Genomic DNA, 18,973 nt, shown 5'->3' with positions numbered 1-18,973 from the left:
CCGCGACCCGAGGGCGGGCGGGCGCGGCGCGGACACGCACAACCCGCCGAGAGGCAGGTACGTCCATGACGAAACCTTTCCCGGTCGATCACTTGCTTCGTGCTGTGCGCCTGGAGATCGAGGCCGCGTTATTGGACACTCGATCCGATGACGCGTGTGTCCCGATGCGATTGACTCACAGCGACCAAGCCGGTGTGTACGAGTTCGAGACCCGCCGCAAGTCTCCCCCACTGTCCAAAGTTCTGATCCGAGGCACCGGATCGGCGCGATGGACTTCTGGATCGGCCATGTGGCTTTCGGATAATCAGGTCCGCGTGACCGTCGAGACTCCGATTCACGAGAGTCTCGACCACGCCGAATTGCGCGATGACAGCACTGCACCGCTACGAGCACTCGAACGGCGGATCGATAGCGCACCGGGGTCGATCGATATGGATCGAGCCGGCTGGGTGGTCGGTCAGGGGAGACCAGAATCGGGCCGCCGGGTGGATCCGGCATCGTGGATTCGGAACTATCGGCAGCTGCAGTTGAACACGCAGCAGCGGGCAGCGATCGAATCCGCGCTGGGCAGCGAGCTCACCTTCGTCTGGGGACCGCCCGGGACGGGGAAAACCGCGGTAGTCGGGCACATCATAGAAGGCTGCGTGCGACAACAACACCGGGTGTTGTTCCTCGCGCCGACGAATGTGGCTGTCGATCAGGCGCTGGAGCGGGTCTGCGACCTGCTACACACTGAGCCGGCATTCCGGCACGGCTTGGTTCAACGAGTCGGCAGCATCGAAGCGCTCTCGCTCGCGGATCGGTACGGATTAGCTATCGACCCAGAGCAATTGGCGAACCAGCTCGATTCCAACATCCATGGCCAATTGACAACCGCACAACAATCCAGAGAACAGTGGCTCGTCCTGCTGGATGACCTCGAGGAGCGAGACCAGCTCAGCGCGTGGCGATCTGCTCGAGACGCAGAGGCGAAGATAGCGAACGAGATTCGCCAAATCGGGCAGCCGTCAGGCCTTTTTGCGCAACGGGCGCACCGCAAGCTCGAGCAGCTCCGCCGCGACCTGGCGACACAGCAAGGCGAGCAGGCGCGGACCGCAGCCCTCGTAGGTCGCATTGGGCAGGTTCGCAAACGGCGGATGCCCAGGCCGGAGTCGGTCGATCCTCGAATCGCCCAGCTATCCGAGGCACTCGCCGGTGTTGAACGCGAGGGGATCACTGCTGCCCTCGACGAGATCGACGCCACCGTCGCAAACCTGAACGACCAACGTGGAAAGGTGCGCGAACTGATTGCGGCGCAATGCCGCGTGATGGGCGCCACTGTTTCGAAGGCGATTCAATCCCCACGCCTACTGGATAACGTCGATGTCGTCATCGTCGACGAGGCAGCCATGGTCAACCTGCCCTCGGCGTGGTGCATCGCCGGGATGGCCAGGCGCCGCATCGTTTTCGCCGGTGACTTCCGCCAGCTCCCGGCCGTTACCCAGGCCTCCGGATCGAGATCACTCTCCGATGACGATCGCAATCACGCCCGGCTCTGGATGGACCGTGATGTCTTCCATGCGGCCGGTCTGCTCGGCCCCGATGGCAAGATCCGACCCGATCCAAGACTCGTCGCACTCTCCGAGCAGTACCGGATGCGTACCGGGATCTGCGACCTGGTCAATGCGATCGCCTACCCGGATATGCCGCTCACAACCGGTCGAGCGGAATCGATCTCGGTCTCGGAAGAGTCGCTGGTGGCGAGCCCACTGGTACTGATCGACACGTCCGGAGCCCAGGGCCGGCTCGGGTATCCGGGTCAGGTGCTGACGGGGTCCCCGACCTCGAATCATGTGCACAGGGCCGTCATTCACGAGCTGGTGCGTGCCCTGCAGTACGAATCCGTCCTTCCTGCACGCTATTCGAACGAGGGCAGAGCAGACTCGACGTTGGCCGTCATCACACCGTACCGAGACCAGGTGCATGCATTGACCGCCAGTTTGAACTACCGTTTCGGTGAAAAATACACCGGGTTGGTCGACACCGTGCACCGCTTTCAAGGCAGCGAACGGCCGATCGTCATCATCGACACCGTCGCGGGCGCCGGCAAGGACGTTGGAGCGTTCTACAAGAGCGCGGGCTTGTCATCGAGCACATGTCGCCTGTTGAACGTGGCGGTCAGCCGCGCCCGCGATCACCTTGTCGTGGTAGCCGATCTGAGCTTTCTGCGTGAAAAGCTGCTGGAGAACGGCGAGGCCCGCAGGATGGTCGACTACCTGTCCGACTACGCGTACCGCATATCAGTCGACGAGCTCATACCCATCCGCTCGGCCGACGAGCTCGGGAAAATGTCCTCGGACCAGCTGGCCAGACCGGCCTTCTTTCCACACGACGAGGTACCGCTGGCCGTCGACTGGGATCTGCAGCGCGCGGGTTCGAGTATCGATATCTATTGCGCATTCCTCGACACTGAGGCGGTGAACCGGTGGCTGCCACGTCTAGCGGCTCGGATCAAGCTGGGGATAGCGGTCCGCATCTACACCCGTAACCATCAATCTGGTTCGAAGGCAGGGCAATTGATGCAACGACTCCGCGAAGCGGGCTGCGAGATGCACTGTCGCGAACAGATGCACGAGAAGGTCGTCATCATCGACGAGGAGGTGCTTTGGCACGGTTCCCTGAACCTTCTCGCCAACAGAGGCCCATCCGATCTAATGATGCGAATTACTGACAAGGGCTCGTGTGAACGAGTCCGGAAGATCATCGAACGATCCCGTAGAGATCAGTCCGATGATCACAGGAGGAACCTGAACCGCTCGAACAAGCCCGCGACCGTCGAGGGCGATCGACGGTACCTTCGTAGCGACATCCCCATGGCGGACAATGCGGAAATTAAGCGGACCGTTAAGGGGCGCTGGGATCCCGCCCGCCGCCAATGGTGGGTCAGCAAAGATGTCCCTGTTGATCTGATCAAGAAGTGGTTGTAGCGCAAGGAATCTAGTCGTAGACAAACCAACGGAACTCGTAGCCCGATGCTTGCATGGAGCGAAGCTCATTGCTCGGGTCCAGCCGAGTCAACTGCGTGTGCCAGGTCGTCAATAGGTCGGCGATCGGGACTGGCAGCTGTGCGTCGGGATACTGGCTGGCTCGTCCCCAGTGAGGAATCACCGTGGGCACTCCGAGCGGCCCTACGGGTCCGAAAACCGGCTGGTACGGTCGCGACGTCAGTAAATGTCCGTCGAAGGTCGCCTCAACGGTGACCAACGAATCCGGGTGGTCGCCCGGTCCCACCAACGAAGCTCGCAGATCACACTCTTCCCACAGCACCACAATCTGGGTCGCACACAATGCCGCTGCCGCACGGCCGAGCCCCGCGATCGCGGCGTGCGCGTCTGCTCCTTCGTAGTACGGCCGTGACAGGACGTAGCCAACATGGGGCTCGGGTTGATCTTCCAGAATGAAGTGGACCTGCGGACGGGGCGCCATCCCATCGAGCAGACCCTCGACGGCGCGCGCAACGATGCGATCTTCGATGCAGTCAATGTAGTCCCGGTCCATCGGCATGTTCGGTATCCCCCAGCGCAGTCTCGCAGCAGCCTCACACATGAGGCGTCGACTCGGACCCTACGCGAACTACACTGTGTTGCAATATATTCAGCGAATCAAGCGCATCGGAGCAGCCTGCGGCACAGGTTGGACGCGACCACTGCACGGTGCGCAATCAGACTTTGGGGAGGGTGTCGTTGCTGGACCAATCGGAGTACTTCATGCATCGTCCGGGCGATGAGTTCACCGCGGCAGACTCTCCGCTACTGACCTGGCCGGGAAGCGTCGTTCTCGCCATCCCGCGAACCACAAATGCTGATCCATTGGAGATCTCACGCGCGCTTCAGATCCTGCCGCCACCACCCGTTCGATCGCCAGTTCCCACCATCGAGAGTGAACTGGCGAAAGTCCGTGACTACCCGAACGACGAGTATTGCGCGGGTCAGACCGCGGCATACGAATGGGCTCTTGGGCACCGGACCGTCCGACCAGGTTCCGGATTGCCCTGGCGAAGCGGAGTACCGTCTTTGGACGAGATCGCGGCCGAATGGAACCTCAACACGGGATACCTCTACGATCCTCTCCTCCAGAATCGACCTCGCGCATCCGGAGTTGACGAAGCGCTGGCCAACATCGTCTTCTGCGCAACCGACAGGTAAGCCAGACACCTGTTCCTATGGGTCAAAGTCCAACTGCAAGTCAGCACGACGTACCGATCGTTGAGCGGCGAGGAGTGCCGACCGTCGTACCTGCCTACCAACCGGAACGATGCCCGGATGTCGGCTACCTGTAGACAAGAGCTATGACTGTCGAACACCTCCAGCAACTGGTCGCCGATTTCGCCGCTCGCCGGGAGTGGGAGCGGTTCCACACGCCGAAAAACCTGGTGATGGCTTTGACCGGGGAGGTCGGTGAGCTGTCGGAGCTGTTCCAGTGGCTCACCGCGGAGGAGAGTTCCGCCGTCTGCCAGGACGAGGGCCGCCGCGAACGGGTGGAGGAGGAGGTCGCCGACGTCTTCATCTATCTGCTGCGGCTGGTCGATGTGCTGGGCATCGACCTGGGTGCGGCGGTGGAGGCGAAGCTGCGCAAGAACGAGGAGCGCTATCCAGCGGAGGTGGTGAGGGGCCGGGCGGTGAAGTACACCGAGCTGTACCAGCCCTGAATCACCATGCGCTAGATAGTCATTCGTTCCAGGAATTCCTGGGTCTCCGGGTCGGTGGAGTACAGGCTGACACCCTCCATGCCTCGGGTCAGCAGTACCTTGTACGTGTTGCGGATCAAGCCCATGAAATGCAGCGAGTCGGCCTTCTTCACCGCCGGATCGTGGGAGTACTGCGGGCGAGCTTCCCAGCGGTCGCCGCGGCGCACGAAGTCTGGTCCGAAGATCACTCCAGCCCAGTCGTATTCGAAGCCCTGCGCGGTGTAGACGCAGCCGACCTGACCGAAGCCGCGGTCGTCTGAGGCCCAGAAGTCCGAGACCGGGACGTCGGGGACTCGTTTGCCGTCCTTGGCGTTCCACGGGCGACGCCAGCCACCGATGACGACGTCGTCGACCAGTCTGCGGCCGGTAGGAGTGTCGACAGGATCACTCCAGGGCCAGCAGTAACCGGCGGCGATGCGGGCGGTGCCGCCCTGCCCCTCCTGCTGTGTGGTCAGCCAGGCTTCCAACGCGATCGGGGAGGCCGCGCTGGTGACCCGAAAGTCATCGTCGGTTCCGGCGGTCAGTTTGCTCCATGGGATCGGCTGCTCCGGATGCAGGCCGAGCAGACGCGCCACCCAGATGTCGAAGGATTCCGAGCCGCCGCAACGGAATTGGCCATCGAGCCGGACCACCTCGAGCTGGCAGCCAGCGGCGACCGCGGCGGCGCTGATGTCCTCGAGTGATCCCATCTCACCAGGTCGCACGATCTGGTTCTCGTCGAGCAGGAAAACCGGCACCGCCGCGACGTTGATGAGTTCTTCGATCTGGGGGCCGGCCTTCGCGCGCACTTCGGCGGTGGTGTACCGGTTGATGCTGGTTTCGCGGAGTCGGTGCGCCTCATCGCAGATGATGACGTCGAGTTCACGGGGTTCAGCGCCGATGTAGTTGTTGAAGTATTTGAAAAGGTCCTGGACGCGTTTGTTCCGGCTGCCGGCCACCCGTCGCATGGTCTTGGTGAAGGCTTTCGACCCGGTCGCGTGGTGCACGGTGCGTCCCTTGCGGGCCAGCTCGCCGAGCAGACTCAACGCGATGACGCTCTTGCCCGATCCCGGTCCGCCGAGCACCACGACCACCGTCTGATTGCGCGCGGCGCGCGCCTTGGCGACGGCCTGCATGACCAACTGGTAGGCGATGCGCTGTTCATCGAGCAGCACGAATTGTTCGCGGTCTTGAATCTCCTTGGCGGCCAGGGTGAGCAACGCCTTGCTGGGTGCGTGGTGGAAGCTCAGGAAGTCGTCGGCGGCGGCGCGCGCCATGTCGCGTCCGGCGTCGACGGACAGTACCGCGCGTAGTCGGTCGACCATGGCTGCCCGGTTGTCCATAGTGAACATCTGCCCGAAGTCGGCGGGCGGATACTGGAGCAGAGTCCGAACGTCGGCGTCGTGCGCGTTGTGCAGGTAGGCGATGCCGAAGACACAGTCACGCCGTTCGGCGAGCGCCGGGGTGGCGTCAACCAGGTACTGGCAATAGGCGTGCACCTGTGCGGCGGGATGCAGAGCGGTGTACCTGCCATTCGAAACCTCGGCGCGCGGCGGCGTGGCCGGGTCCAGGTCGGCCGAGACCAGTTCCGCGGCAATGAGTTCCGCCTTGGACCACTGTTTCAGCTCGACCAACACATAGCTGGCGACACCGGTGCGCGGATGCACCCCACACAGGATGACGTCGACCCGTTTGGGACTGTGTGGTAGCCGGTGCTCGAGCAGCACCTCGACCTCACCGAGCCCCGCGTCTACCAGATCCGACAGGAATTGCGGCAGACTCCGCAGCCACGAGTTCACCTCACCCTGGGAGATCTTCTGTCCCCATTGGTAGCCGGCCTGTTCGACCAGCTGCGGCGAGAGTTGCTCTTGCTGTGCATCACTGAGCAGTTTACCGGCGCTTCCCCGGACCAATGCCACCTTGTATTCCCCACTTAGGCACGCGAAATCGACGTGCGGGTGGGGGCAGCGACGAAGGTGACTTCGGTGCCCGGCGGGCCGCGTGGATCACAGTAGCGGACGGGTGCGACAGCTCCGGGGAACAGGAGCGCACGGTCGTGCGTGGTCATTGTTCGCCCCGGCCCGGCCCGAATGCGGGCGTTGCGCGCCCTTCCGCGACGGGCGGAACCGCTCGGATGGCTCACCGGCTGTCGGATCGACGCGATAGTGTTGCCACAGCACGTCGGCCCGCTCACGGATTCCGTCGAATCGGGCGGAACGGCGAGGTTAGTGCAGGACATCTGGCTGGTTCACCGCTGGTAGCAGGGGGGGATACGGGGATGCCGTGACGACGAGAACAGGATTGCGCACGCATGGACGAGGGTCGGTGGACCACGGTCACCGAATCTGCTTTCGAGCACGAGCGTCGTGGCTTGGAGGCCATCCGGACGCGGTTGCCGGAGCACGATCCCTGGTTCGCGTGGTCGAACTTCACCTTCACCGCCAATACCGGGCATGTGCGCGAGGTCGATCTGCTGGTGATCGCCCCCAATGGGGTGTACATGATCGAGCTCAAGGATTGGAGCGGGCGGCTCACCTCCGAGAACGGGACATGGGTGCAGCAGCTGTCGCGGGGCGGGCGGCGGTTCCACCACAATCCGCTGCATCTGGTGAATCAGAAGAGCAAGGAGCTGGCCGGGCTGCTCGGCGACAGCGGGTCGCGGGTGTTTGTGAGTTCGGCGGTGTGCTTCACCAATCCTGGGCTCAAGTTCGAGCTGCCCGCGGGTGACCGTGCCGGCACGCACACCGTGCGCGAGCTGATCGAGCGGCTCAACGCCCCGGTGCGCAATGTCAATCACCGGATCGACGCCAACCGGGCGAAAGGCATCAAGCAAGCCCTCGAGAAGGTGGGTATCCGGCGCAGCGACGCCGACTTCACCGTGGGTCCGTACCTGTTGGAGCGCCGGCCCTTCGACGCGGGGTCGACGTGGCAGGACTATCTCGCGTCGCACACCGAACTGCGGGAACCCGCACGGGTGCGAATCTATCTGCGCGAGCGCGGAGCCGACGAGCAGATCCGCAAGTCGGTGGACGCGGCCGCACGCCGGGAGGCGGCTGTGCTGCGGCGTTTCCGTCATCCGGGTGCGGTGCAGCTCGAGCATTTCGACCCGTCCGGGCATAACGCCGGGCCCGCGCTGATCTTCCGGTACCACCCGGAGACGCTGCACCTGGACGACTATCTCGCCCAGCACGGCGGCCTGCTGGATATCGACGACCGGCTAGCGCTGGTCCGCCAGTTGGCCGAGACGCTGCGATCAGCGCACTCGACGCGGCTGTATCACCGTGCTCTGGCGGCTCGTTCGATCCACGTCATTCCGCGGCGCGGGAACACCGACGCGGAGCGTTGGCGGCGGCCACTTCTGCAGATCTCGGATTGGCAGGTGGCCACGCAGCGCAGCGCCGGCACAGCGCTGAGCATGACCCGGCACGCTCCGACGGTGCTGTCGGCCGAGCATCTCTCGGCCGGGTCGGACGCGTATCTCGCGCCGGAGTTGCAGGCGGTCGCGCCGGACCCGATCGGCATGGACGTCTACGGCCTTGGGATGCTCACCTATCTGCTGGTGACCGGCAAGGCCCCCGCCGGTACACAGGCGGAGTTGCTGGCGCGCTTCGAATCCGGTGAGGATCTGCGGCCGAGCGCGCTGATCGACAATCTGCCGCAGCAGACGAACGAGGATCTCGACCTGCTGGTGGCGGCCGCCACCGACTATCAGCCGACCAAACGGCTCACCTCCATGGACGAGTTCCTGGAGTTACTTGAGGGCATCGAGCAGTCACTCGTCGAACCCGAGGAGACCGAACCCGACGCGCCGGAGAAGGATCCGCTCGACGCGGTGCCGGGCGATGTGCTCGGCGGCCGGTGGATGGTGCGCCGCCGCCTGGGCACCGGTTCGACCAGTCGCGCGCTGCTGGTACGCGATCTGCAGGTCGAGGACAAGCAGCGCGGCGCGAAGGCGTACGTGGTCCTGAAGGTCGCGCTCTCGGATGACCGCGGTGAGGTGCTCACCCGTGAGGCGGATGTGCTGCGCAACCTGCGCCAGCACTCCGGGGTGATCAACCTGGTCGACCCCAGGGTGATCACGCTGGGCGGCCGCACCACGCTGGTGCTGGAGTACGTCGGCGACGAGCAGGGCTTGGACCCGAATGACGCTGACGGCGACAAGAAGTCGAAGCACCGCACCGAGGAGACCGTCGCACGCGAACTGCGCGACAATGGCCGGCTGCAGGTCGGCCGCCTCGAAACCTACAGCGAATACCTGTTCTCGGCCGTCGACTTCCTCGAGGGCGAGGGTGTCTGGCATCGCGATCTGAAACCGGACAATATCGCGATTCGCGTGCGCCCCAACCGGACTCGCGAACTGGTGCTCATCGACTTCTCGCTGGCGGGCTATCCGGTGCAGCGCGTGGACGCCGGCACCGACGGCTATCTGGACCCGTTCATCGGCTCCCTGACCCGCTCGGTGTACGACGCTCACGCCGAACGGTACGCGCTGGCGGTGACGCTGCACGAGATGGCCTCGGGTGAGCTGCCGCGCTGGGGTGACGGCAGTGTGGTGCCGCGTCAGCTCGACGCCGCGGAGTTCCCGTATCCGGAGGTCGCCGCGGACGCGTTCGACCCGTCGGTGCGCGACAGTCTGGTGGCGTTCTTCCGCCAGGCGTTGCATCGGGATGTGGCGCAACGGTTCTCGGACCTGAAGCCGATGCGCGACGCCTGGCGCAAGATCTTCCTGGATATGACGCGCGCGGTCCCGTCGCGCCCGTTGAGCACGCATCCGGATCTGCCAGCCGACGTGGATGTCGTCTCACCGGAGGAGCAGCGGAACCTGATCGCGGGGCAGGCGACCCGCGACACCCATCTGTCGCAGGCGGGCCTGACCACGGCCACCGAGCAGTTCCTGTACGGGCTGGGCGTCAACACCGTCGGCGAGCTGCTCGATTACGGCCGCGGCAAACTGATCAACGCCCCGGGCCTGGGCGCGCGAGCCCGCCGCGAGATCCAGGAGCGTCTCAAGGAGTGGGGCCGCCGCCTCGGCAACGCCGAACCGGCTCCGCTGGATCCGGAGTCGCGCAAGGACGCCCGCGAGGAGATCGACGCCGCCGAGGCCGATCTCAGCGAGGGCCTGCTGCGCACGCTGAGCCTGGACACACTGGCCGCGCGTTTCGTTCCGGAGCGCAACAACAATGGCCAGAACGCCACCAAGGTGGACGCGGTGGCGCGGCTGCTGCGTATCCCCGGCGCCGGGGACCTGCCCGCGCTGGACGCGTGGCCGACGCAGGCGCAGGTCGCGGACTCGATGGGGCTGACCTCCGGTCGCATCGCACAGTTGCTGAAATCCCAACGCCAGCAGTGGAAGAAGGATCCGGCGGTGCAGGCGCTGCACGCGCAGGTCTCGGAACTATTGGAGGGCTTCGGCCGTGTCGCCGCCGCGACCGAGCTGGCGGACGCTCTGATCGCCCGGCGCGGCACCCGGTTGCACGAGCGCGCCGAACGCCGTGCCCTGGGGTTGGCCGCGGTGCGGGTAATCGCCGAGGTGGAGAGCCTCGCTCCCGACGAGCGCACCATCTATGTCGCTCAGAAACGCGACACCGGAGCGCATCCGGTCGTGGTGCTGGCCCTGGAGGTCGGCGAGGACATGAGCGACCTCCCCTCCGGCCCGGCGCTCGCGGATTACGCTCTGCGCCTGGGTAAGTCGGCGGACGTCCTCGCCGAGCAGGAGACCTTGCCGACCGCGGCGACCGTCCTGGACCGCCTCGGCGCGATCGACCCGCCGGACGGCGACCGCACCCTGGACGAGCGCCGCTTGGTGCAGGTGGCGGTCGGGGCGTCCCGCAAAGCGGCGATCACCCCGCGACTCGAGATCTACCCCCGGGACCTGCCGCTGGTCCGCGCGGTGCGCCTGACCCAGGCTGGTCTGATGACACTCACCCCGGGCCTGCCGCACGCCAAACAGCCGGGTCTGCGCGCCGAGCAGGTGTTCGACCGCATCCTCGCCCGCTTCCCGGAGCTGGTCATCGCGGGCAGCGACCAGGACCGGCCCACCGCCGAACTGACGAAAGCCTTGCAGGAGGCCGGTTTCGAACTCGTCGTCGAAACCCACCCAGAATCCCGCATCCAGCGCTACCTACCCAAACACTCCGACCTGACATCCAGCTACACCGCGCACACCCCCCGCTGGACCACCACGGTCACCTCGCACGCCGCAACCCGCTACTCCGACGACCAGGACCTGGCCAGGGCGGCCCGCGCCGAGGAGCAGCTGGCCGGCGCCGCACCTCGCGACGGCTTCCGTGTGCTCACCTCACCGACCTCCCCCGCCGCGTCCACCACCCGTAAGTCGGCCATCAACCAGACTATCGAGCAACTGCGGGAACGCTTCTCGGCCCGCCCCCTGTCGGTGACCGCACTGTTCCTGGCCAACATGCACGACCTGGTCCCGCCGGGCAGCAAACCCACGTGGGAAACGATCCTGCGCGCCGACATCGCCGAGCAGGGCACCAAGGGCGCCCTGAAGTTCTCCGAATACTCGCGCACAGCGTGGAGCCGCATCGAACCCGAACTGTCCCACCTCATCTCCGGCGCCGGCCCCCTCCTCCTCACCGACACCGTCGTCTTCGCCCGCTACGACGCTATGGGCGTCCTAGCCCGCCTGGCCGAACAAGCCCGCCGCGGCAAGGGCGGCCTCTGGCTGCTCTGCCCCCAATCCGACCCCTCCCGACCACCCCACCTCGGCACCACCGCCATCCCCTACCAGTCCGCTCTCGACGAGTGGATCTCCCTGCCCGAGTCGTGGATTCGCAACGTCCACCGCGCCACCCCCGCCACCGACACAGGAGCCACCGCATGATCGCCCCCGACGCCCTGCTCTCCGACCTGAAGAAGCGGGTCAGCGCCGTCGAGGACGACCTCAACAAACAGCTCCGAGCCCTCCCCGACATCAAATCCCGCCTCCACGAGGAATGGTCCCAGGCCCGCAAACTCAACCGCACCGCCGCCACCGAAACCTCCTGGCTCGACGAACGCATCACCCAAGTAGCAGTCGCCTGGGTCCTCGGCACAGTCTTCGTCCGCTTCTGCGAAGACAACCACCTCATCGCCGACCCCTACCTCACCGCTCCCACCGACGACCGCCGCGAACTAGCCCAGGCCCGCTACGACGCCTACGTCGAAACCGACCCCGACCCCACCTACCGAGGCTGGCTTGAACGCGCCTTCGCCGAACTCGGCGCAGGCCAAGCCGGCAAACTCCTCTTCGACCCAGCCCACAACGCCCTCTACCAAATCCCGCTCTCCCATGACGGCGCACGAGAACTCATCGAATTCTGGCGCGAGCGCGACGAACACGGCGTCCTCATCCACGACTTCACCGACCCTCTGGACGAGGACGGCATCAACGGCTGGGATACCCGCTTCCTCGGCGACCTGTACCAAGACTTGTCCGAGGCCGCTCGTAAGCAGTACGCCCTCCTCCAAACCCCTGTGTTCGTGGAAGAATTCATCCTCGACCGCACCATGGACCCTGCCATCCGCGAGTTCGGATATGCCGACTTCAAACTCATCGACCCGACCTGCGGCTCCGGCCACTTCGTCCTCGGAGCATTCAAACGCCTCGCTAACCGCTGGGCTGCAGACCATCCGACAACGGACCGCCACGAACGCGTCCGCGCCGCCCTAGAATCCGTCCACGGCGTAGACATCAACCCCTTCGCCATCGCCATCGCCCGCTTTCGTCTCCTGGTCGCCGCGATGGCCGCCGCCGACATCCGCACCCTCGCTCACGCCGCTCGCTACGAATGGCCCATCAAACTCGCTGTCGGCGACTCACTCATCAAGGCGCGTCAGCTCGAGCTCAGCTTCGAAGGCGAAGAAGGCGATCCTCTCGCCAGATTCTCGTATGCCACTGAGGATGTGCAGCACTACCCCGGAATCCTGGATCCCGGCAGCTACCACGTGGTTGTTGGCAATCCGCCATACATCACAGTCAAGGACAAGAATCTCAACGAGCTCTACCGCGGCCTGTACAAAGCGTGCTCCGGCAAGTACGCGCTGTCGGTCCCCTTCGCACAGCGCTTCTTCGAACTCGCCAAACTCGGCGATACTGATGGGAACGGATTCGGCCGCGTCGGCCAAATCACTGCCAACTCCTTCATGAAGCGTGAGTTCGGCACCAAGCTCATCGAGGAATTCTTCGCCCACGCAGTTGAACTCACCGAGGTGATCGACACCTCCGGTGCATACATTCCGGGCCACAGCACCCCCACCGTCATCCTGGTCGGGACGAGACGTTCAGGGAAGAACCGCCGGACCACCATCCGCACCGTACGAAGCGTTCAAGGCGAGCCTACGGCGCCGGATGAACCAGAGAACGGCTTCGTCTGGAAAGCAGTCGTCAACCAAATCGACTCGGCCCCCAGTGTAAGCCAATGGGTTTCGGTCGACGATCTGGACCGAGACGAGTACTTCAGCAAACAGCCCTGGATCCTTATCGACGGCGGCCTGGAAATGGTGCAACAGATCGAGACCCACGGTGCAGGCCGTCTTCGTTCAGCCCTTGGGCGAGATATTGGATTCGCCAGTTTCCCAGGCCAAGATGATGCCTTCATCACAACGCCAGATTCACTGGCTCGACGCGGAATCGTGCCGCCCGTCGCTCGCTGGCTAATCATTGGCGAAGTGGTTCGCGACTGGGATACACATTGCTACGAACAAGCAATCGTTCCATATGATTCCAAACTTGAGCCCCTTCCATTCGACGCCAAAAGCCAGTGGGGCAGCCTCCTCTGGAGCGTTCGAAGCCATCTCCGATCCACGACCGACTTTGACGGCAAAACCCAGGCCGATCTGGGCAAGTCGTGGTGGACCTGGTACCGGTGGGTACCCGAACGCTATCGAACCCCGCTGTCGATAACCTTCGCGTTCGTAGCGACGCACAACCATTTCGTGCTGGATCGGGGCGGGAAAGTGTTCAAGCAGTCCGCGCCGGTGATCAAGTTGCCGGAGGGGGCGAGCGAGGAGGAGCATTTGCGGCTTCTCGGGCTGCTCAACAGCTCCACCGCCTGCTTCTGGCTCAAGATGGTCAGTCACAGTAAAGGCAATGCGACAGCATCGAGCGGAATGCCCGACCAGCCGTGGTCATGGAACTACGAATTTACAGGAACGACATTGATGGACTTCCCACTTCCAGCGGAAGTCCCTGTTATCCTCGCAACAGAGCTAGATAATCTGGCGAATCAGATTTCTGCGACGACCCCGGCTTCGACCATTCGGGACGGCCTCCCAACTACAACCTCACTTCGCGCTGCGAGAGACAAGTGGGAGCACCTGCGCGGGAAGATGATCGCACTACAGGAGGAACTGGACTGGCAGGCTTACCGGTGCTATGGCCTCGCAGACCAGGTGGCGACAGCAGATGCCGACGACATTCCTGCCATCACATCCAGCGAACGTGCTTTTGCGATCGTTTTAGCGAGGCAACAGAAGCAAGGATCCGTATCCACCGCTTGGTTCAATCACCACAATCATAAGTTTACTCCGGTCACCGAAATACCTTCGCATTGGCCGGATTCATATCGCGGAGCCATCCAAAGGCGAATCGAGATTATCGAATCAAACCGGGCGATCGGCATGATCGAACATCCGGATTACAAGCGGCGGTGGGCAACCGACGGTTGGGATACCATGCAAGAGAAGGCACTTCGCACATGGCTCCTGGCTCGCGCAGAGTCTCGCAACTTGTGGTTCACCGACAGCGGTCAGCCTAAATTGCTCACATTGCCACGGCTTACCGACCAATTGGCAGCCGACCAGGACTTTGTTTCGGTTGCAGCCCTGTACGCCCCGCGCACCGAACTGGCTCAGGTAGTCGCCGGACTGATCACAGAAGAGCACGTCCCCTTCGTGGCGGCCTTGAGGTACAAACCTTCCGGCTTGAAGAAGCGCAAGGATTGGGAGAGCGTCTGGGATCTACAGCGGCAGGAGGATGCTGCGGCGGACGAGCCCGCCAAGCGGAAGGTTCGGGATTCGATTGCGGTGCCGCCCAAGTACACATCGGCAGATTTCCTGCGGACCTCGTTCTGGTCGGCGCGGGGGAAGTTGGATGTGCCGAAGGAGCGGTTCATCTCGTATGGGTCGGCGAATGTGGCTACGCCGGAGCTGTACGGGTGGGCCGGGTGGGATCATCGGGAGCAGGCTATGGCGATCGCGATTCACCTTGCGGAGCACAGTCTTTCGACCGAGGAGATCACGCCGTTCCTGGCGGGGTTGTTGGAGCTGCAGCCGTGGCTGGATCAGTGGCATGGCGAGGTGGATCCGGAGTACGGCATCTCACCTGCCGAGTTCCTGTCCGGCGATCGCCGCACCATGCAGGGCGAGCATGGGCTGACCGATGACGATCTGCGCAACTGGCGGCCTCAGCCGGCGACGCGCGGCGGGCGGCGGGGCACGAAGAAGAAGCCGACCAATCCCTCAAAGGACGAGTAGCGGGGTAGTCGGTGGCGTCGGTTCTCCGAAGCCGACGCCACCTATCCAGGGTTCGACAGTGGTTGTCTGTCAGCCCTTTTCAACCTCGCCAAATCCCGCTGACCAGGAACCTGTCCCATTGGTCAGCGGAGAACACCAGAGCGGGTCCGGTCGGGTCCTTCGAGTCTCGGACCCCGACCGCCCCCGCCGAAAGGTGGGCAATCTCCACACACGCATCGGCGTTCGGGCTCTTGCTGGACTTGAACCACCGAGCATTGGACAGATCGATCACGTCAGGCACTCCTCTGCGATCCTCAAAAACAGCTTCCTGGTATCGCTTTCGCTCAACGCTACCTGTTCGATGGCGTCGATCGCCCTTCTATGACGCTTGATTACGTCGGAGTCCTCCGGGTAGAGGGCACCCTCGTAGCCTTCGACGTAGACGACCGGCGGCTCGCTCAGGTTCCGACTCGCCAAGGCCGGGAACTCGAGCAAGGTGAACGACTGAACAGCAAGACCCGGATGGCCGCCGACGTCCAGTGGGACGACGCGAAGGGTCACGTTCGGCCGCAATGCGAGTTCGCTCAGATACCGCGACTGCTCTGCCATGACCTTGCGACCGCCCGGTTGGTGAAGCAGGACCGCTTCGGAAAGCAGCACATTCACCGTGAAGGTATCCTCGCGTTCCTCCAACATCAGCTGCCTGCGCGACGCCAGTTCGAGTCGACGCTCGACGTCGACCGCCGACACGTTCGGATCGGCGAACCGGATCATGGATCGGCGGTACTCGGGGTGTTGCAGCAGACCGGGTAGCAGCACCAGTTGGAAACTCGTAATGCGCCAGGCTCCGGCCTCCAGGGACAGGTAGTGGTCGAAGTGGTGGGCATACTGGTCCGAATACGCCCGCCACCATCCAGCCGACGACTGCCCCGATCTCGAGGCCCGAATCTCCTGCTTCACCTCGTCCCAGAGCCCCATCAGCTCGGTACGTTCCTTGCTGGGGTTACACAATCCGTAGAAGTCGAGTAGCGAAACAAGCTGCACGGTCGATATTTTGACCTTCTGCCCATCTTCCATTCGTCCAATGGTCTGCGGCGATAGGTCAATATTCAGACCGGCCGCCAATTGACTCTTACCTGCGTGGATTCGATGCTCGCGCAAAATGCGCCCAAGAGCTCTCATGGGAAGTGTCGACCCAGCCATTTCGTTAGCCACGCTATCCGGGATCATCCAGACTGGAATGCCCCACACGGGGGCTCCTGCTATTTCGCGGAATCATTGGCTTGCACATTCCCAATTCTATTGCCGCAGGTGTCTACTGAATTGGCAATCCACCAAACCCGAAGGGAGTGACCGTGACCGCGCAGTTGCCCTCGAAAGACCTGCTCCTGGAAGCGTGTACCGGACTCGTAGTGCACCCGCACCCCATCCTGCGGGCGGCCTACCAACTGGCCAGCCTGCACGAAGCCCGCCGCGCGACGGACGCCCCGCCGATCACCGAGATCGACAGCGCCAGAGCCGCTCTGACGCGCGACGTCGACCGTTGGATCGCCCGCGAGCTCCCCCGCCCGCACGCCGCGGCGACCCTGCACACCGAGACCGTCGGCATGGTCGTCGACCGCATCGCCCGCTACTCGGTGGACGCCCACTCCGCCCTCGACCACCCGGACTCGGCGACCGCCCTGCACTACGCCTGGCAACGCCTGGTGGAACTGTCTCTGGCCTACGCCGACCTGGCCCACGACCTCACCGAACGCACCCGCCGCATCCCCGACTGCCTCACTCCGCAACCGGATGACCTTCAACCCCAATGAGTTCGATAACCAAGGAGATGGTGCCCGATGTCCGCAGCCCTGCTCCCCTTCCTCCTCGGCGTGACCATGGGAAGCCTTCTGGTCTGGATCGCACACGAACTCACGACACGCAGCCGTGCGTCGACCTCCGCGGAGTGGACCGTGGCCGCTATCGCCGCTCGGATCGAGCGCGAAGCAGCTGTCGGTGGTCGCGCCTATCCTCCAGTGATCACGAGGGGTGATGGCGACAACGACAGGGGGATCAATGGGAAACAACCGTTTTCGGAATACGCTCGGTTACGACGGCCACTACTTGATGAACTTTCTCGTCGCGAGGGTCCGCTGCCATGTGGAGATCGCCGGTTCGGAGGCCGATCGCGAGCGAGCGCGTGAGTCGCTCACCAGTGTCGGCTGGGTGCGGCTGGACACCTCGGAGAACGGTCCGGACTACTATGTGCGCGATATCCGTGGTTCCGGATCACCGAGCAGTGTGGAGGAAGCCACCGTTCGCTTGTACACCCGGCTGGTGGACGCCTACTGCCATGCGACCGTCGAACGGATTGCGCTGGAACCGATTCGGTACTCGTCGCTGCACTTCACCCATCATGCGCCCACGCTTCAGGGCATGACCTACAACGGCCGGCGGGTTGCTGCCCTCGCCGATGTGTCCGCGGTGACGCCCCCGCCGTCAGAGGCCACCGCGGCCACCGCGACCGGCCCCTCCTTGATTGAGCGAGTGCGCGACGTGCTTGCGCGTCTCATGAACCCGGCCTTCGGCATGCTCTGCAAGTATCTCGAGATCGCGGCGGTCTGGATTGCCCGGCAGGCTCGGTCACATGCGCCGCAGCGATTCCGGAGAATCGGACGATCATTCACCCGCGACGACGATCCCGCCTATATGAGGAACAGGTGGATCACGCTGGTCGCCACATCCATCATCAGCGCGTTGATCGCCTTTGCCTGGTGCGCCGAGACCGGGTACACATCCAACCTTTCCCGATCCACGACGGCCGTTGTCGTACTGCTGTTCGCGGTGTATGTGGCACTCCTGCTGATCACTGGGACGATGAATCTCTTTGCGAGAGTCGCGATCCATCCGTTCGTCGCGACGTTGCCGGACGCCTATCCCCGCGCTGGAGCTTCACGCTGGGCGACGGCTGACGAGGCCGACGCCACAGCGGTCATCGGTCTGGACCGATTCCGGGCGATCAAAGCGTGCTGGCATATCGGCACGCTCCTCTGCGGAGTGGTGTGCATGGCCGCGGTCGGCCCGACCCTGGCGTTGATTGTGCGTGCCATCTTGTACGGACGTGACGAGATCGTCTCCGTACTCACCGCATTCGGTCTGGTACTGGCGTGGATTGTCGCAGCGGATATGTTGCGGGCGCGACGACGGTCGGAAGTCCGCAGGGTCGTCCGCCGTATCGGAATCTCCATTGTCCTGGCCGGTTTGGGCGGAATCATCCTGCGGCTGCCGTCCTATCTCTACTACAAGCGGCTTGGATACCCCGGTCTCGCCTTCGACATCAGCTGGCACGACAGCGTCGTCAATGGAATCTTCTTTCTCATCGCGGTGGCGTTATCCGCGGTATCGTTCGGGCTCTATTGGTTGTCCGCACCCAGGCTGCCCCGATTCATCAGATCCTGCCTGGGGACGGTGGCAACACTGTCGGCTGCGGCAACCGTCCTCGCGGGCATCAGCGCGTATGGTAATCAAGCCCAGCACATCGCCGCCGAACAGACGACGACGGCCGGCGGAACTCGCTATGCCGCATGCCGTACCGACAGCGGCCACGAAATCCCGATCTGGGTCATCGGCCAGACTTCGAGCCGCTGCTGATCGGAGACCGTGTGCTCACCGATCCCACGCACGTGAAGATCGCCAAAGTGCGATTGGTCCCTGCGAACATGGGTTACCGCGTGGTGGATGCCACCGCGCAATGCTGACCTCCGACCGACGGACGTCGGCTGTCCGACCGCCGCGATAGGGTTGGCGTCGAGATCGAGTGTTCTCAACAAC

11 protein-coding genes are annotated in these 18,973 nt (G+C 63.9%); 7 read left to right on the top strand and 4 right to left on the bottom strand.

What is annotated here, in order from left to right:
- The first annotated feature begins 65 nt into the window (after positions 1 to 65).
- Entirely contained in the window at positions 66 to 2,966 is a 2,901-nt protein-coding gene (locus tag ACYVKL_RS02985; RefSeq protein WP_379171385.1) for an AAA domain-containing protein, read from the top strand.
- Between the two features lie 10 nt (positions 2,967 to 2,976).
- On the opposite strand, the gene ACYVKL_RS02980 is transcribed toward ACYVKL_RS02985, so the two are convergent.
- A complete protein-coding gene (locus ACYVKL_RS02980; protein ID WP_379171387.1) occupies positions 2,977 to 3,543 on the bottom strand; it encodes a hypothetical protein in 567 nt (188 codons plus the stop codon).
- Between the two features lie 173 nt (positions 3,544 to 3,716).
- Between ACYVKL_RS02980 and ACYVKL_RS02975 the strand changes: the two genes are divergently transcribed.
- On the top strand, positions 3,717 to 4,184 hold the full coding sequence (locus tag ACYVKL_RS02975; RefSeq protein WP_379171389.1) for a hypothetical protein: 468 nt from the start codon (positions 3,717 to 3,719) through the stop codon (positions 4,182 to 4,184).
- Between the two features lie 143 nt (positions 4,185 to 4,327).
- Positions 4,328 to 4,687: a nucleotide pyrophosphohydrolase gene (locus tag ACYVKL_RS02970; protein ID WP_379171392.1), complete on the top strand. Its 360-nt coding sequence runs from the start codon at positions 4,328 to 4,330 to the stop codon at positions 4,685 to 4,687.
- An 11-nt stretch (positions 4,688 to 4,698) separates the two neighbouring features.
- Here the strand turns inward: ACYVKL_RS02970 and ACYVKL_RS02965 are convergent, their stop codons facing one another.
- Positions 4,699 to 6,624 (bottom strand): DNA/RNA helicase domain-containing protein, encoded by a 1,926-nt coding sequence (locus ACYVKL_RS02965; RefSeq protein WP_379171395.1) that lies wholly within the window; start codon positions 6,622 to 6,624, stop codon positions 4,699 to 4,701.
- Positions 6,625 to 7,016: 392 nt separating this feature from the next.
- Between ACYVKL_RS02965 and pglW the strand changes: the two genes are divergently transcribed.
- Both pglW and pglX read left to right on the top strand, forming a co-directional pair.
- Positions 7,017 to 11,549, top strand: a complete 4,533-nt coding sequence (gene pglW, locus ACYVKL_RS02960; RefSeq protein WP_379171397.1) for a BREX system serine/threonine kinase PglW — start codon at positions 7,017 to 7,019, stop codon at positions 11,547 to 11,549.
- Entirely contained in the window at positions 11,546 to 15,181 is a 3,636-nt protein-coding gene (pglX, locus tag ACYVKL_RS02955; RefSeq protein WP_379171399.1) for a BREX-2 system adenine-specific DNA-methyltransferase PglX, read from the top strand. The genes pglW and pglX overlap by 4 nt, the downstream gene beginning before the upstream one ends.
- Positions 15,182 to 15,260: 79 nt before the next feature.
- Here pglX and ACYVKL_RS02950 read toward each other — a convergent pair whose 3' ends face one another.
- Positions 15,261 to 15,452 carry a DUF397 domain-containing protein gene (locus ACYVKL_RS02950; protein WP_460770986.1) on the bottom strand — a complete coding sequence of 64 codons (192 nt, stop codon included), beginning with the start codon at positions 15,450 to 15,452 and terminating at the stop codon, positions 15,261 to 15,263.
- On the bottom strand, positions 15,449 to 16,342 hold the full coding sequence (locus tag ACYVKL_RS02945; protein ID WP_460771178.1) for a helix-turn-helix domain-containing protein: 894 nt from the start codon (positions 16,340 to 16,342) through the stop codon (positions 15,449 to 15,451). Before ACYVKL_RS02945 ends, ACYVKL_RS02950 begins: the two co-directional genes overlap by 4 nt.
- 173 nt (positions 16,343 to 16,515) lie before the next feature.
- Here ACYVKL_RS02945 and ACYVKL_RS02940 point away from each other — a divergent pair, with 173 nt between their 5' ends.
- Together ACYVKL_RS02940 and ACYVKL_RS02935 are read left to right on the top strand one after the other, a co-directional pair.
- On the top strand, positions 16,516 to 16,974 hold the full coding sequence (locus ACYVKL_RS02940; protein ID WP_379171403.1) for a DUF4254 domain-containing protein: 459 nt from the start codon (positions 16,516 to 16,518) through the stop codon (positions 16,972 to 16,974).
- A 244-nt stretch (positions 16,975 to 17,218) separates the two neighbouring features.
- Positions 17,219 to 18,793: a hypothetical protein gene (locus ACYVKL_RS02935; protein ID WP_379171405.1), complete on the top strand. Its 1,575-nt coding sequence runs from the start codon at positions 17,219 to 17,221 to the stop codon at positions 18,791 to 18,793.
- Positions 18,794 to 18,973 lie beyond the last annotated feature (180 nt).

Source organism: Nocardia tengchongensis (assembly GCF_054781395.1).
Note: the sequence above shows the minus strand (reverse complement) of the source record. Positions and strands in the feature narration are given on the sequence as shown.

Excerpts from the sequence above, each read along its gene's own strand:
- pglX (WP_379171399.1), top strand. The coding sequence starts at position 11,546 with ATGATCGCCCCCGACGCCCTGCTCTCCGACCTGAAGAAGCGGGTCAGC.
- ACYVKL_RS02970 (WP_379171392.1), top strand. The coding sequence starts at position 4,328 with ATGACTGTCGAACACCTCCAGCAACTGGTCGCCGATTTCGCCGCTCGC.
- pglW (WP_379171397.1), top strand. The coding sequence starts at position 7,017 with ATGGACGAGGGTCGGTGGACCACGGTCACCGAATCTGCTTTCGAGCAC.
- ACYVKL_RS02985 (WP_379171385.1), top strand. The coding sequence starts at position 66 with ATGACGAAACCTTTCCCGGTCGATCACTTGCTTCGTGCTGTGCGCCTG.
- ACYVKL_RS02935 (WP_379171405.1), top strand. The coding sequence starts at position 17,219 with ATGGGAAACAACCGTTTTCGGAATACGCTCGGTTACGACGGCCACTAC.
- ACYVKL_RS02945 (WP_460771178.1), bottom strand. The coding sequence starts at position 16,342 with ATGAGAGCTCTTGGGCGCATTTTGCGCGAGCATCGAATCCACGCAGGT.
- ACYVKL_RS02980 (WP_379171387.1), bottom strand. The coding sequence starts at position 3,543 with ATGCCGATGGACCGGGACTACATTGACTGCATCGAAGATCGCATCGTT.